The 15,238-nt window shown below is 69.8% G+C and carries 8 protein-coding genes; 2 read left to right on the forward strand and 6 right to left on the reverse strand.

Annotated elements, in window-relative coordinates:
* Positions 1-2,869, forward strand: a 2,869-nt coding sequence (locus B0W80_RS35560; protein WP_179106977.1) for a hypothetical protein, incomplete at its 5' end; no start/stop codon positions are given.
* Positions 2,870-2,877: 8 nt separating this feature from the next.
* On the forward strand, positions 2,878-5,811 hold the full coding sequence (locus tag B0W80_RS19540; protein WP_143684696.1) for a caspase family protein: 2,934 nt from the start codon (positions 2,878-2,880) through the stop codon (positions 5,809-5,811).
* A gap of 6 nt (positions 5,812-5,817) precedes the next feature.
* Here the strand turns inward: B0W80_RS19540 and B0W80_RS35565 are convergent, their stop codons facing one another.
* The 6 genes from B0W80_RS35565 to B0W80_RS19570 all read right to left on the reverse strand — a co-directional run bounded on the left by B0W80_RS35565 (position 5,818) and on the right by B0W80_RS19570 (position 15,228).
* On the reverse strand, positions 5,818-6,453 hold the full coding sequence (locus tag B0W80_RS35565) for a hypothetical protein (RefSeq protein WP_077000825.1): 636 nt from the start codon (positions 6,451-6,453) through the stop codon (positions 5,818-5,820).
* Positions 6,437-8,524, reverse strand: coding sequence for a PASTA domain-containing protein (locus B0W80_RS19550; protein ID WP_077000826.1), 2,088 nt, complete (start codon positions 8,522-8,524; stop codon positions 6,437-6,439). The genes B0W80_RS35565 and B0W80_RS19550 overlap by 17 nt, the downstream gene beginning before the upstream one ends.
* Before the next feature lie 193 nt (positions 8,525-8,717).
* Entirely contained in the window at positions 8,718-9,209 is a 492-nt protein-coding gene (locus B0W80_RS19555; protein WP_077000827.1) for a DUF6882 domain-containing protein, read from the reverse strand.
* A 14-nt stretch (positions 9,210-9,223) separates the two neighbouring features.
* Positions 9,224-12,316, reverse strand: a complete 3,093-nt coding sequence (locus B0W80_RS19560; protein WP_077000828.1) for a DUF4157 domain-containing protein — start codon at positions 12,314-12,316, stop codon at positions 9,224-9,226.
* A 39-nt stretch (positions 12,317-12,355) separates the two neighbouring features.
* Positions 12,356-13,771 (reverse strand): ATP-binding protein, encoded by a 1,416-nt coding sequence (locus tag B0W80_RS19565; protein WP_218668922.1) that lies wholly within the window; start codon positions 13,769-13,771, stop codon positions 12,356-12,358.
* The gene (locus B0W80_RS19570; protein ID WP_077000829.1) at positions 13,768-15,228 is read right to left on the reverse strand and encodes a contractile injection system tape measure protein; all 1,461 of its coding nucleotides are present in this window, start codon (positions 15,226-15,228) and stop codon (positions 13,768-13,770) included. The genes B0W80_RS19565 and B0W80_RS19570 overlap by 4 nt, the downstream gene beginning before the upstream one ends.
* Positions 15,229-15,238 lie beyond the last annotated feature (10 nt).

Consider the following 15,238-nt stretch of genomic DNA (forward strand, 5'->3'; position numbering starts at 1 on the left):
CGATGGGCATGCCGACGCGAGTGCGCCCCAGGGCACCGCCGGCACGCTGTTGCTCGACCCGGGCTCCCTGACCGTCGCCGACGTCGGCGGCAGCAGCTTCAATGCGTCCGGCGCCGATTCGGTGGTGGCTGCGGGCACCGTGAACAACGTGTTGCGCCAGGGCACGTCTGTCGTCCTGCAGGCCGACGACAACATCACCGTCGACGCGCAGATCGACGGCCGCGCACAGCCCGGCGGGCTGGCCATCGGCGGGGCCGGCCTGACCATGGATGCCGGCGGTGCCGTCGCGGTCAACAAGTCGATCGTGCTCAACGGCGGCGCGTTCAACGTAGCCCGGAGCGGCAGCTTCACGCAGGCCGGGGGCACCGTCATCGCGACCCTGGGCAGCAGCCCGATCACCATCGCCTCGGCCGGCAACATCGGGACGCAGGCCTTGCTGACGAGCGGCAGCGTGGCCTTGAGCAGCGCAAACGGAAACATCACGGCCAATCAGGCCCTGGGCGGCAAGGCGAGCGACGGCACGCCGCAGCCGCTCGGCAGCCTGACGCTCTCCGCGGCCAACGGCGTGGTGAATGCCGTGCAGGGCATCCGCACGACCGGCGACGCCACCTTCGGCGCGCGCACCGTGCAGATGGGCGAGGCCTCGGTGGGCGGCACGGTCCGCGTCGCCGCGGGCAGCAACCTCGACCTGCTCGGCGACGTGCAGGCCGGCGGGTTCGTCGCCGGCGCATCGGGTGCGCCGATCGGCAGCCTGTCGATGTCGTCGACGGGCGGCAAGACACGGCAACTGGATGCGGGCGCCGGTGGCGTCGAGATCGTCGCGTCGTCGGTGGGCGCGCTCGGCACCATCCGTTCGCAGGCCGGCATCGGGCTCAGCGCGACCGGCGGCAACGTCGTCCTGGGCAACCTCGAATCGACCGGCGGCGGTGCGATTCGCGTCGGCAGCGCCAGCGGCATCGAGCTGCCGGCCAATGCCAGCATCCAGAGCTACGGCGGCCAGGTGGCGCTGACGGCCGGTGGCGGCATTCAGGCGTTCGGCACCATCGCGGCCAACAACCCTGATCCCGCGGCGCCGGCACAAGCCGCCGGCACCGTCACCCTGGCCGCAGGCGGCGACCTGACGGTGAATCAACTGGTCGCGCGGGGCAGCACAGACCTTTCCAGTACGGCGGGCGCAGTCACCTTGCAGCAGGCGCTCGGCGGCGACGACGCCGGCAGCCCGCTGCTGGGCAGCCTGCGCATCACCGCGGGCAAGGACGTGACGATCGAGGGCCTGAACCTGGCCGGCGACGCCACGCCGGGCGCGGATGGACTGCGGGTCGAAGCCGGCACCGCGGGGCAGGGCGGCCGCATCGTCGTCAACGAGCGCATCGGCGTATCGCGCGGCAACCTGCAGTTCGGGCCCGGCACGCCGACCACTGACGCCACGCGCGCCGCCGTTTTGTCGCAAGGTGTCTACGCGCGCACGGGCAGCCAGGACATCCGCTTCAACGTGCCGGTGATCGCGGACGGCACGCGCATCAACGACGGCTGGCGCGCCCTGCTGCCGTCGGCCAATCCGGCGTCTCCATTGCCGATCGCGGCCAGCTTGGGCGACCAGTTGGTCGACATGCTGCTGATTCCGGTGGAGGTGGGCAACGACGCCGCCGCGCGGCTCGTCGCCGCGGGCGGCGGCCTGCGCGTGACCTTCGACCCGAACGCGGTTCCGAGAGGCCGGGTGGTGACGATTTGCCCGCTGGCGGGCTGCGCAGGAAACGCCGACTATTGGATGGTGCCCAAGGTCGTGATCTCGAACCAGGAGACGGCAGGGCTCAACGATCCGGGCGTGGTCCGGCTCGACGGCGGCATCGGCCTGGCCGAGCGGGCCGCGGCGGGCGGGCCGGTCGCGAACGCGTCGATCAAGGTCATCGTGCCGATGTCGGTCGCCGAGAGTGCGATACGGCCGAGCCCCAACCCCGCCTCGACCGTGCTGTACTACCGCCAGTTCGAGTTCGACATCGCCACCTTCGTCGATGTCAACCTCCTTCCCGGTGTGGAGTTTCCGTACCTCAGCAACGGCGCAGGCCAGCTCAACATCAGTCATCTTTCGCTCGGCTTTCCGAGCGGCTCGGCCCTCGCGCCTTACGCCGTGCGGCCCGATCCGATGCGTGACCTGCAGTTCTTCAACGGCGTGGCGCAGGTCGAAGAGACCACGGGCTCGCGCACGCTCATCAGCCCGGGCGACATCGCCTCGATCGCCTATGTCGCCTACCCCGGCCGCATGGGCGACAGCAATACGCAGCTGGTCTTCGACGGCTCGACCATCCTGCCGAACGGCACCTACGGCTTCAATTCGAACTCCACGCCGCCGCCCAACTTCACCAACCCGCAGGTCGGGGGCAATGCCGGCGTGAACCTGGCGGCCCGCATCCTCGCTGCGCTGCCGCCCGCCGCGACGGACGTGGCGAGCGGGCCGGTCGTGCCTGTTCTGCCCGTTCTGCCCGTCACCCCGGTTGCGCCTGTCGTACCGGGGGTGACGAACCCGCCGGCAGCAGAGGTCGCCGGCGCGACCGCCACCGCCGAAGTGGCGAACACGATCGCCGCGGCATCGACGGCCACCGAGGTCTTGAGCGGCGAGACCATCGCCAGCGTGGCCGCCATCGAGAGCCGTGCGGGCGAGACGCCGGTCGTCCTTTGCGCCGGCCGGGCGCGCCAGGTGGTCGGCCGCACGGCCGGCGATGAAGTCGACGTCGGCACCACGACCGCGCTGCGCGGCGCGACCCGATCGGTATTCCAGACGACGTACGCACTGGGCCAGGTGGCGCCGGCACTCGCGACGGCGGACGGCGGCACCATCGCGGGCACCGGCGGCGCGGACCCCTGCCTGTAGTCCCATCGGTGCCGAAACTCATCGTGCGCGCATGGCGGGTGGCGCAAGCGCTCTTCGGAGTGCTGCTGTACGCGCTCGGCATCACGGCAGCGTGCGCAGCCAACGCCGTGCCATCGACGATCCCGCAGTTCCGCGTCGACTCGGCCATGCACACGGCGGCCATCGGGCAGATACGCGCCGACGCGCCGCGCAACCGCGTGGTCACGCTGGGCAGCGACCGCACCGTCCGCATCTGGCAGCTGCCGTCGCTGCGGCTCATCCGTGTCCTGCGGCTGCCGCAGGAAGGCTCGATCGAAGGCCTGCCGTTCGGCCTGGCCATCAGCCCCGACGGCCGCACCGTGGCCGTGGGCGGCGTGACCGGGCTGGCCTGGTCGAAGACGGCCTCGATCTATCTGTATGACAGCGTCGGCGGCCAGATGATCCGGCGCATCGACGGCCTCGACGACCGCATCAGCGCGCTCGACTGGTCACCCGACGGGCGCTTCCTTGCCGTCGGCATCGCCGGCAACCACGGCATCCGGGTGCTCGACACGTCGACCTGGCGCGTCGTCGCGCGGGACGACCAGTACAACGACTCGGTGAGCTTCCTGCATTTCTCGGCGCAGGGCTGGCTGGCATCGAGCGCGGCCGACGGGGCCGTGCGTCTCTACGATGCCGCGCACGCGCTGGTGGCGAGGCAGGCGATCGGTGTCTCGAAGCTGCTCGGCGGCGTGCGCTTTTCGCCCGACGGGCAGATGCTGGCGCTGGGCATCATCGACAAGCCGCTCGCGCTCTTGCTCAAGGTGCCGTCGCTCGACCTGGCCGCGCTGCGCCAGGTGCCCGATGCCCAGCAGAAGGGACTGTGCTGCATCGCCTGGGCCCGCGACGGCAGCGCGCTCTTCGTCAACGGCGAGCACCCCGGCAGCGGCGCCACGCCGCTCTACCTGTTCGGCAACGGCGGCATGGGCACGCCGCAGCGCCTGGCCGTGGGCAACCAGCGCTTCACCAACATGCTGCCGCTGGCCGACGGCGGCATGCTGTTCGCCACCACCACGCCGTCGCTGACGCTGCTCGATGCACGCGGCAGCGTGGTCCGCACCGTCGGCACCGTGATCGGCGATTTCCGCGACGGCCAGCAGCAATTGCTGCTGAGCGCCGACGGACAAGGCATCTCGGTGCCGATGGCGCGCTTCGGCGACAAGCCCCGGACCTTTCTGGTCACCGACCTCGATTTGCCGCCGTTGAATGCGAGCCTCCTGGCTCCGAAGCGGTCGGACTCGCGATTCAAGCTCGAAGGCATCCCGGCCGGCAGCGGCGACGCCGCGCGGGTCAACGGCAAGGCCATGCAACTCCACCCGAGCGACCAGGTCAACGCACACGCCATCGCGCACGACGGCGGCGCGGTGTTCGTCGGCACCATCTGGCATCTGCTCAAGCTCGACCGCGCGGGCAGCGTGATCTGGCGGCAGGACTTCGGCAGCGAGGTGCGTGCCGTCAACGCCAGCGGCAATGGCGCGTGGGTCGTCATCGCACTGGCCGACGGCACCGTGCGCTGGCTTCGGCAGTCGGACGGGCAGGAGGTGCTCGCGTTCTTCCCGCACAACAACGGCCACGACTGGGTGCTGTGGCGCGCCGACGGCTACTACGCCTCATCGGAGGAGGGCGACCAGTTCGTCGGATGGCACGTCAACCGCGGCGTGGACCGCGAGCCCGATTTCTACCGCGCCGTGCAGTTCGAGCGCATCTTCTACCGGCCCGACCTGCTGCGCAGCGCGCTCGACGATGCACGCAAGTCGCCCATGCGCGGCTCGTCCGAGCTGCAGGCCGACCTGCAACGCCTGGCGCCGGCGCGGCTCAGCGTGCAGGACGCGACGACGCGCATCAACGCGAAGGGCAGGGTCGAGATCTCGCTCAAGGTCGCGGGCCAGGCCGAGGCCCTGCCCATGCAGCAGCTGGCGGTGTACCTCAACGACATCCCCGTCACGCCTACCGTGGAGCGTCCGCTGGCGGGCGCGAACCAGAGGCGCTTCGAACGCACGCTCACCATCGAGAGCGATTCCGCGCAGAACGACGTGCGCGTCGAGGTCGACCATGGCCAGTCGCTGGCGCTGGCGGAAACCTACGTGGAGTTCTCGAACGCGCTGCCCTCGCAGGCGCCGCGCCGGGGCAAACTCATCGTGGTGGCGATCGGCATCAACGGCTTCGTGAAGATCACGAAAGAGGAAAAGAACCAGCTCGACGACCTCGACTTCGCGGCGCAGGACGCCGAAGAGGTCGCCAAGATGCTGGAGCGCTCCGGTCGCGGGCTGTTCAGCCAGGTCAAGACCGTGCTGCTCAACGACTTCACGAGCGTCAAGCCCGACCGCGACGAGATCCGCAAGGCGCTCGCCGCGCTGGAAGAAGCCGGCCCGGACGACACCGTGGTCGTCTTCCTGGCCTCGCACGGCTTCAGCGATGGCGCGGGCAACTACTACTTCATGACGCGCGACGGCCGCCTCGACGACGTCATGAAGGTGGTGCGCAGCCCCAACAGCGCGGGCAGCGCGCCGTCGTTGATGGATGGCGGCGAGTTCTTCGATGCACTGCGCAAGACCGCCGGCCGCCGCCTGCTCGTGGTCGACACCTGCCATGCGCGCGGCATCGAAGGCGGCCTGGACACGCACAGCCTGCGCAAGCGCTCGGCCGCATCGAAGTTCGCGTTCCTGGTCGCGGCCAAGGGCAACGAGAAGTCTCAGGAGTACGAGCCCGGCCGGCATGGCCTGTTCACCTACGCGCTGCTCGAATCGCTGAAGACCGGCGCGGATGCCAATCGCGACGGCATGGTGACCGTGCAGGAAGCCTTCGACCACCTGGCACCGATGGTCGAAAGCCTGCGCGCGCGCCGGTCGCGGCAGACGCCTCAGCTCATCGCGCCGGATGTGCTGAAGGTGCAGGCCTTGGCGTCGGTCAAGGATGCGCGGTGAGCGGCGTCAGGCTGACGCTGTGGCCGTGGCAGGAACAGGCGCAGCCACCGCAGGCGCCGATATCTCGACCGGCTTTTCGAATCGATAGTGCGCCTTGATCTTGAGCTCGCGCTTGAAGGCCTTGATCTCCTGATCCGCACACTTGAGGCTGATGCTTCCCGCAGGATTGCCCGACTTCAATTGCGCGAGGCGGCCGTCCATCCATTCGAGTTCCACGGCGTCGAAGTTCAGTTTCAGCTCGATCGCGAGCTTGACGCTGCACCAGTCGACGCCGGAGACCTTGAGCACGAGCCGAGGCTCAAGCTTGGCCTCCACCTCATGCTTCAGCAGCTTGACGGCCTTCGCCACGGCCGGTGGGCCCTTGCTGGCCTTGACGGCCTCCCGAACCTCGCGGACCTGGACCCAGGCCTTGGCCAGCAGAGAAAACGGATCGGGCGTCAGGGCCTTCTCGAGCTCGGCGTTCAGGTCCGCAACGGCCCATTCGGACAACTTCTTCTTGAGAAAGCTGGCGCCTTCCGCATCGATGCCGCCCACGCTCAAAGACGCCCGCTCGCGCAACTCCTGCATGCCATCCGGATTGCTGTAGACGGCAAGCAGTTGGTAGAGCGACTCTTCCTTCTGCAATTCAACGCTGCTGCTCATCGATAACTCCTGATAGATCCTGCAAGCCGCGCACGCAGACCCGTGGCTCGTCGGGTGCGAGGCACCACGCCAGCCGAGGCCCGTGCGGTCCGTGCCAATCTGCGCCATCGGCGAAGCGCACGCTGATGGACGGGTTGGTGTCGGGAGCGATGCGCAGTGTCACCACGGGAGCCACCGGCTTCGGTGGCGCCGGCCCAGGTGGAACCGGATCGGGAAAGACCAGGCGATACACCTTGCGGCCAGTCCAGCCGAGGCCGCCCGTCGCAGACAGGGTAAAGGCCAGCAGCGATGGCATCGACCACCACGGCGGGACCGCCTTCAGCACGACCACCGTGTTCTCCTCGACAGGCATCGCCACCGATGGCTCCTCCATCACGATCGGCTCGCCGAGCACGAGGGGCAGGGGGCTCTTCACCTCGCATCGAATGGCCACGCCGGCCTGCCGGCCCGCATCCCGGGCTTCGCTGCACGTCTTGCGTTCCATCGGCGGCAAGGCCTTGATCATGCGCACGGTCGTCAGCGAGACGGCTGTGCGTTCCGGCACGAAGGTGTCGGGCGCAGGCTGCTGTTCGCGAACCTGGCGGTCATCCTGGTTGTCGTTGCGGTCCGGCTTGCCGTTCAGGCCGCTACCGCCGAGCCGGGTGTTCGCTTCCGGCAGCCACAGGCCCACGACGTGCGGCACCCGCACTTCGACATGCGTCGTGAGTTCGACCACGGTGGACGCCAGCACTCGCGCGTCCGGCGCAGGCGACTGCGTGTCGACCTTGCGTGCGCCGACGCGGTCGGTGTGGTCCGCGCGGACATCGAATCCGCGCCCACGCAGGCGGTCTTGCGCAGCCGACAGCGCCAGGCCTTCGACCTTGGGCACCGCCATGTAGAGGTCGGTCGCCAGCGCCACCTCGCTGCCGGGCGCGGCCTCGGCCGTCCATCCCGGGTGCTGCGACTTCACCTGCCTGTCGCCGTCGGTGGCGTCGGGTCGACCGACCAACGGGATGTTGCCGAGCGCGGTCAGCGCGTCGACCAGGCGCATGCCGACAACGTTCGGAACGGGCACTGGCTGCGCGGAAGCCGCCTGCAGTTGTCGGGGCGTGGGGACGATCGAACCTGCCGGCGGCGTCTGTTCGAACACGCGGTGCAGCGGCTGGCCAGCCCCGGCCAACCGGGGTTCGCATCGGAGATCGTCGAAGCCGGCCTCGCGCGCCACCTCGCGAGCCCGCTCGCAGTCGAGGCCCAGCAGGGTCGGAACACGAAGCACCAGCGTCAGTGCGACTTCGGTCCCGGGAGGCACCGGTGTGCCGGGCGCCACCGACTGGGCCGCGACCTGCCGACCTCGGACATCGGCCGATCCTTGCAAGCGGGCCGTCAAGCCCTTGCCGCGCAGCGACCTGTCGGCCTCGGTCGCGGTGAGTCCGCGCACGTCGGGAACGATGGCCTGCGGGGGTGGGGCGACCGTCGTCGCCTCGATCCACGCGCGGTATTGCAAGCCGGAGGAAAGCACCACGGGCGTCCCAGGATCCGGTGATTGCCGGTTGATCGTGCCAGCCGGCACCTTGCCTGAAGAACCGCCCTTGCCGCAGACGAGTTGGGCATGCAACAGCTGGGCGATCCTGCTTTGCGCATCGCCGCACGCCATGCCGACCAGGTTGGGCATGGGCCGAACTGCTTCCGCAGCGCCACCAGGCCCAGCTCCAGCCGCCCCGGGCGGTTGCGGTGGCACAGGCACCCCGCTGTGATAGAGCTTCACGACAGGTCGCGCGATCGAAGGCACCGCGGTGCCGGCTGCTGGCGACATGCGTCGGACCATGCGGCGGCCGCCTGCGGGACTCAAGGCTTGGGGCTCGCTCGCGAAGCCCTCTTTCTGCAGCAGCTGCTGTGCCTGGCCCAACTCCATGCCCATGACCGACGGAACCGGGACTTGCGCGAGCTGTGCCTTCTGCGCCGCGAAGTTCGGCTTTACGGGCGCTGCATGCGCCGCCGCGGGAACCTGCGCCCAGCAAGCGCCGAATGCCCCGGCGCAAAGCAGCGCCGCTTGCGCGATGTGCTTCGAGACCATGGCGATCCAGCGGGACATGGCGTACCTCCTCCAGCTCGGCACGAGCGCCGCATGCAACCGCGCATGGACGCCTGTGGGAGCTGAATGGTCTCAATGCACGGGAGGGCCGTCCATCTGCTGTTCGGCGCATCGCGACCGTCGTGACGACATAGGCGAAAGCGTCGACTGGCCGGAAGGCCAGGCCGTCGTGCCGGGTCGCGCTACAAGCCCGTCAGGGCGCGGGCTGCGCCTGGATGTCGAAGAGCAGCAGGAACAGCGCCGTCTTGCCGCCGGGCGCGCGGTAGAGGCTCTGGGCGTCGAGCAGCCGGGCAGCGATGGATGCCATCGACCAGGCCATGCCCTCGTCGCAGGGTTGCACCGGCGCCTGGAGAAAGGGCAGGCCTTCCTTGACACCGAAGGCCTTGACCTCGCCCATGCGCGACTGCACGTCGGCGGGCAGCGAGGGGTTGTCCCAAGGCCACAACCACGAACCCGATTCGGACGACCAGCTTCCAGCGACCTGGATGCGCGCATGGATTCGGTCGATCTGGTGCGCGTCCTGGAAGCGCATGCTCGCCGTCGGCAGGTCGATGTGGAAGTGCTTGAAGGTGCCAAGGCCGAAGCTGTCTCGCGCCTTTTGCATGCGGTCTTGCGCGAGCTGGCGCGATTCGGAAAGGTACGCTTCGAATTGGTCGGTGTTCGTGATGTGCCTCCGTGAATGCACGCGCTGCAGCAGCCCTACTTGAGCTTGAACCAGCCTTTGACCATGACCACCATATCAGGCTTGGCATAGACCAGAAGCAGGTCGAGCAGCTCGCGTGCCTTGCCGGTGGCCTTGTGCTCTCCGCGCTTGGCGCCCGTCTGGACGGCGACTTCGTCGATGACGGTCTCGGGGTCGGTGAGGGTCAGCAACTGCCCCTTGATCATGGCGCCGAACTGCGAGTTCATGCGGCTCTCCACCATCGCCATGTTGCCTGCCGAATCGTCGCCCGACAGCTGCAACTCCTGCTGGTGGTCCGCCTGCAGGCCCTTCATCAGCGCATTCGCCGCGCCGCGTGCGCCCTCGTCGACGTGGGTGTTGATGAAGGCCTTGATCTCGCCCCTGAACCGGTCCTGGCCGCCCTCGCGCATGTCGTCGGTGGACTGGCGCTTGCCTGTCGCGGGCTCGATGGGCAGCAGCCGCACCTTGCTGACCGGCTGCTTCTCGGCGGCGCGCTTCATGGCGTGCGCCTTGGAGCGGAACTCGTCCAGCGGCCAGTGCGGCTCGTAGGTGATGGTCATCTTCGCCGTCGCCGAGCCCGCCTTCACGCTGGTCTTCACGATCTTCACCGGATTGATCTCGGCCCGGATCGCCCAGACGTCGCCCTGGCGCACCGGCTCCAGCGAAGTCAGCCGATAGCGCACCTTCACGGCGAACAACAGCGGCTTGAGGATCAGCGCACCCACCGTCTTGCCCGAGTACTTCGACACCGCCGCCAGCGCGGCGGCCGCGGCCTGGTCGAGGCGCTTCTGCTTTTCTTCGGGCGAATCGTTCGCGCCCACCAGCGCGTCGAGGAATTTTTTCGCCATCTTGCGAATCCACGCGACCATCGAGTCCAGGGCCTTGTCGATGGGCGCGCGGATCTTCTGCAGGATGCCGTTGATCTTGGTGGCGATCTTGCCGAGCCCCGCGAAGCCCGCGAGAAAATCGATGGCCAGTGCCAGGCCGCCGGCCAGCACCGACTCGACCTTGCCGGCCGCGGCACCGATGGCACCGCCGGCGATGGCGGTGATCGAGCCCACGAAGGCACTGACCACCGCGGCGATCTCGGATATCTTGTTCACGAAGACCATCACCATGTCGTAGATCGACACGATGGCCGAGATGAAGCCCGCACCCGGGATGAACATGGCGACCAGCTTCGGAACGGCCTTGGTCACGACCGCCTCGATGATCATGCCCTTGATGCCTTCGATCACCTGGTCCTTGAGCGCGGCGAGCTCGGCCTTGACCTGCTCCCATGCGGCGGCCGGGCCGTCTCGCACCAGCGTCTTGACGAGCCCGAAGCCTTTTTCGAGCGCGCCGACGGCCGTCGCTCCGATGGCCTTGACCAGCTTGCCGCGCAGGGTGGCCCAGCTCAGGCCCAGCACCGAGAAGGCGAACTTCACGATCTCCGACAGCGACAGGGCGGTCGGGATGTACACGCCCGAGAGTGCACCGGTCAGCCACTTGATCAAGCCGTTGGTCAGGTGCCCGACGAAGTTGCCTGCGAAGTTCTGGAAGCCCAGCTTCGCGGCCTTCGCCAGGTTGCCGACGAAGGGAAGCGGGTCTTTCACGATGCTCTTGAGCGCGGCACCGGTCCTCTGGATGGTGCCCCAGGCGCCGGGGCTCACCACTTCGAACACGATCTCGGCCAGCTTCATGGCGGCGCCGATGGCCCAGTCGGTGAAGCTGCCCGCGAAGTTGCCGAACACCGCGCCGACCTTCGCGAAGGCCCGCGGCAGCAGCACGATGTCGACCAGTTCCAGCGACGTGAAGGCCGCCAGCGCCAGGGCCGGCACCTGCTTGACGTAACCGACCAGCGCCTTCTTCGCATCGGCGAACCAGGCGACGACGCGGCCGATGGCGCCGGTCGACTGCACCCGTCCCCACACTTCGCCCTGGCCGGCCAGCGTCATCAGGCCACCGATCAGCGCCGCCGCGTCGCCGGGCGATTCTTCGCCGGTCACCGGGTCCTTGCCGAGCACCGCCTTGAGCAGCGGATAGGCCGGCGTGCCCTCGGCCAGCGCGGCCAGGGGCCGCAGCACGGCTTCCTTGATGAGCGCCAGGATGTCGCCGGCCAGGCCCGCCACGAAGCTCTTGATCTGCGCGATGGGCGCCGTGACGATGCGCGCGGCGCGATCCCACGCGCCGCCCAGGTCGAACAGGTCGCCGAAGTCGAGCGAGTGCGCGTAGTCGAGCACCGCCTGCTTGAAGCTCGTGCCGACCATGCCCAGGCTGTCGACCTGCTGCGACAGCCAGTTCGCGATCTTGTCGAAGACGCCGTAGGTGTCGAGCGCCTGCACGATCAGGTCGCCGCCCGGAATGAAGCGGACCAGCGCCCGCAGCACGTTGGCCGGCGAGCGGTCGACCTTGCGACCGTTGATCGGGTTCATGCCCAGCACGAGCGCGAACATGCTGAAGCCCGGGATGTTGTCGGCCTTGCCGGCGAAGTAGTCCAGCGCGTCCTGCACGCCGAGCCGCTGGATGTGCGGCGTGCTGCGCTCGTGTACGGTGGTGTCGATGCTGCGGTGCGCCGTGCCGACCTGGGCCGCGCCGCCTTGCTGGATGGTGTGCGTCAGTTCGTGGGCGATCAGCGCGCGGCCGGGTCCGCTGCCGGGCGCGAATCGGTTGCGGCCGAAGAACACCTCGTGGCCGACCGTGAACGCGGCCGCATTGAGCCGCCGGCTCGCACGGGCTGCGGCGTCGCCCGTGTGCATGCGCACGGCCGAGAAATCGGCGCCGAAGCGCGGCTCCATGTCGGCCAGCAAGGCACGCGGCAGCGGTTGGCCGACCGATGCCCCGACGCCCAGCGATGCCGGCAGAACGCTGCGTGCGGCACTGCGCGCCGGCACGCTTTGCGCGAAGCGGCGCGCCAGGGGCGTCGCCGCCGACGGCGCCAGCGCCAGCACGCGCTGCGACATGCGCACGGCTTCGCGCTCGGCGGGGTCGGAGGGCTGCGACACGCGCACGGGGACGACGGACGGCGTGGCCCGGGACGTGGCCGGCGGCACCCGCCGCGGCGGCGGCCGGCGCGTGTCGGGCACGCGCATCGCGGCGCGGGTGGGGGAGGCCTGTGCGGTGTCCGGCATGGTGACGACCCGGCCTCGTGTTGCCGTGGCGGCGCGGCGCTACAGCGCGCGGCCTTCCTTGAGGAGTTCGCGTCGCACGCCTTCGTCGACGTCTTCGGCGCGCAGCACGTCGTCGCCGCGGCCCAGCGAGCGCAGGCAGGCATGGCGCAGCACGTTGACGATGGTGCCGCCCGAAAGCTCGTGCTGTTGCGCCAGGCGCCCCAGGTCGAGCGCCGGGTCGAGCCGCGCCGCGTCGGGGATGCTTTCGCGCCAGAGGCGCAGCCGCTCGGGCGGGCGCGGCAGTGGGAACTGCACCACCGACTGGAAGCGGCGCAGGAAGGCGTCGTCGATGTTGTGGCGCAGGTTGGTGGCGAGGATCACCACGCCGTCGAAGGCCTCGATGCGCTGCAGCAGGTAGCTCACCTCCTGGTTGGCGTAGCGGTCGTGCGCGTCGTTGACGCTGGTGCGCTTGCCGAAGAGCGCGTCGGCCTCGTCGAAGAACAGGATCCAGCCCTCGCGCTCGGCGGCGTCGAACAGGCGCGCGAGGTTCTTCTCGGTCTCGCCGATGTACTTGGACACCACCAGCGACAGGTCCACGCGGTGCACCTCGCGGCCGCAGCGGTCGCCGATCAGGCAGGCCGACAGGGTCTTGCCGGTGCCCGAGGGGCCATGGAACAGGCTGACGTGGCCGGGGCCGGTGCGGCGCCCGAAGCCCCAGTCGTGCAGCAGCCGGTGCCGGTGGGCGAGCCACAGCTGGATGTCCTCCAACTGCGCGAGCGTCGTGGCGGGCAGCACCAGGTCGTCCCAGCGCAGGCCGGTTCGCACGCGGCTGGCCATGGGGCTGTGCTCGGCCGGCGCCGGCAGGGCGGGCCCGGGCAGCGCTTCGGCCAGGAAGGCGGGCGAGGGCGCGAGCAGCAGGGATGGCAAGGTCGCGCCGGCGGCGGAGGCGGCGGCGGCATCCGGCCCGGCGGGGGGGCGTGCGAGCAGCAGGTCGTCGCGCGCCAGCCGCTGCTGCGGTGCCAAGCGCTGCAGCGCCTCCAGGCGCAGTGCGAGCTTGTCTCCGGCTAACAGGAAGCAGGCGGTCTCGACCGTCGGCATCAGCACGCCGCCCGCACCGACGTGCGCACCAAACTCGGTGTAGGGGCGCTGCGTGGTGGCGTTCTGCGTGGCCAGCACGTCGAGCAGCTGAGGGCGCAGCTGCGGCGCGAGCGACAGCACCATCAGCAGGCGCTCGGTGGCGTCGAAGGCGTGACGCAGCAGTGCAGCCGCATAAGGGCCGGCGGCCGGGTCCAGCACCGGCGGCGGGGCGAGCGTGCCGGGCAGCGGCGGCGATGCCGGCGCCTTGTCGTCGAAGTAGTGGCGCAGCCGCAGCTCGATCACCTGAGCGAGCCATTCGAGCTCGGCTTCGAGCGTGTCGGCGTCGATGCGAATTTCGGCGGGCACGAGGTCGGCAGGCGGCAGGTCGGCAGGTTTCACGGGGTAGGCCACTCCACGATCAGCAGTTCGGGCATCCAGGGCAGGCGGATCTGCTCGATGCGCCAAGGCAGCATGCCCATCAGCATGTCGAAGGCCTCGGCCTGCATCCGCAGTTGCCAGGCCTGGTCGCCGCGCGTGAGCAATCCGCGCCGCTGCAGGAAGCTCAGGCGCAGGCCGTCGACACCGGTGCCGCGCAGGGCGCTCCAGTGGCCGCGCACCGCATCGAGCAGCGCTTCGACTTCCGCCTTGTCATCGGCCGAGAGAGCGGGCAGGGCGGCGCACAGGGGCTCGTCCGGCGGGCTGCCGAGCAGAAGCTTGACCAGTGGCAACTGGTGCTCGGCGATGGGCGAATCGCCGCAGGCGAGGGCATGCAGCAGCGAGCAGGCGCGCGGCAACTCGGCTGGGGCGATCTGCTTTCCGCCCACGTCCACGACACCGCATGCGGCCAGCATGCGAGGCAGCCAGGGGTGCAGCAGCACCAGGCCGGCGAGCGGCACCAGCAAGGATTCGGCGGTGGCCGTGTCGTCGGTTGACGCCGGCCTCGGCAATGCTGGCATCGAAGCGGGCCGACGAGCGAGGGCGTCTTCGCGCGGCGTCGGCGTTTGGGCTTGCGATCCGTGCGCGAGGGCCAGGCGCAATTCGCCCAGGAAAGGCGGCGCATGCGCTGCAGGGTGCTGTCGTGCGACGAACGCCTGCACGGCCGAAAGGTCGGCCGGCGCGGCCAGCCACAGCGCCTGCCACTCCATGCGGTCCGCGGCGTCGTCGTCGATCCACTGGCGCCAGGCGTGCAGGGTGCGCGGCGCCAGTGGGCACGTCGGCGAGCGGACGGCCATGAGGCGACGGCGCAGGCCGGTCGGCAGCAAGGGCAGCCAACGCAGCAGCGCGCCGAGGGTCGCACGAGCATCCATCGGCGCGGGCAACAAGCCATCCAGCGTCTCCGCCCCGCTCGCCACTTCTTCGGCTGCTTGCACCGCTGCATCGGCGAGCAGGCGCCGAGTCGGCTCGGGTGCGAGCCCGGCCACGGTCCATGGCAGCAGGCCCGTTGCCAGGTAATGGCGAAGTGCCTGTCGCGCCTCGGTGGCAGGCGAGTGCAGCGCCGGCGCGCTGTCGGCATCCGCGCTCGACGACGACGCCGCGGCGTCCGCCTGCCGCGGCACCGTGCTCGTGCCCATGGCTGCCGGGCGCTTCACGGCGTCCAAAGCCACTCGCACCGCCGCCTCGATGCGTTCCGCCAGTTCGCCGTCGGACACCGTCTCGAGGTCGGCGAAGCGAAGGTCCAACGACAGCTTCGGCACATGCAACACCTCGTGCGCCGGCACGGCCTTGTCGAAGGCCCGGCCCAGGGCCGCCTCGCAGGTGTCGACCCGTTCGCGCAGCAGCTTGCGCAGCGCGAAGGCTTCGGCAGGGTTCGCCGCCGATGCATGCCAGCGCAGACGTCGCACGCGATGGGTGTCCATGGGCTCGCCT

It is taken from the genome of Variovorax sp. KK3, from assembly GCF_001984055.1.
In the GTDB taxonomy this organism is placed as follows: domain Bacteria; phylum Pseudomonadota; class Gammaproteobacteria; order Burkholderiales; family Burkholderiaceae_C; genus Variovorax.

Bases quoted from the DNA above. Each gene is read 5' to 3' on its own strand.
- B0W80_RS19550 (WP_077000826.1), bottom strand. From the start codon at position 8,524: ATGTCCCGCTGGATCGCCATGGTCTCGAAGCACATCGCGCAAGCGGCG.
- B0W80_RS35565 (WP_077000825.1), bottom strand. From the start codon at position 6,453: ATGAGCAGCAGCGTTGAATTGCAGAAGGAAGAGTCGCTCTACCAACTG.
- B0W80_RS19560 (WP_077000828.1), bottom strand. From the start codon at position 12,316: ATGCCGGACACCGCACAGGCCTCCCCCACCCGCGCCGCGATGCGCGTG.
- B0W80_RS19570 (WP_077000829.1), bottom strand. From the start codon at position 15,228: ATGGACACCCATCGCGTGCGACGTCTGCGCTGGCATGCATCGGCGGCG.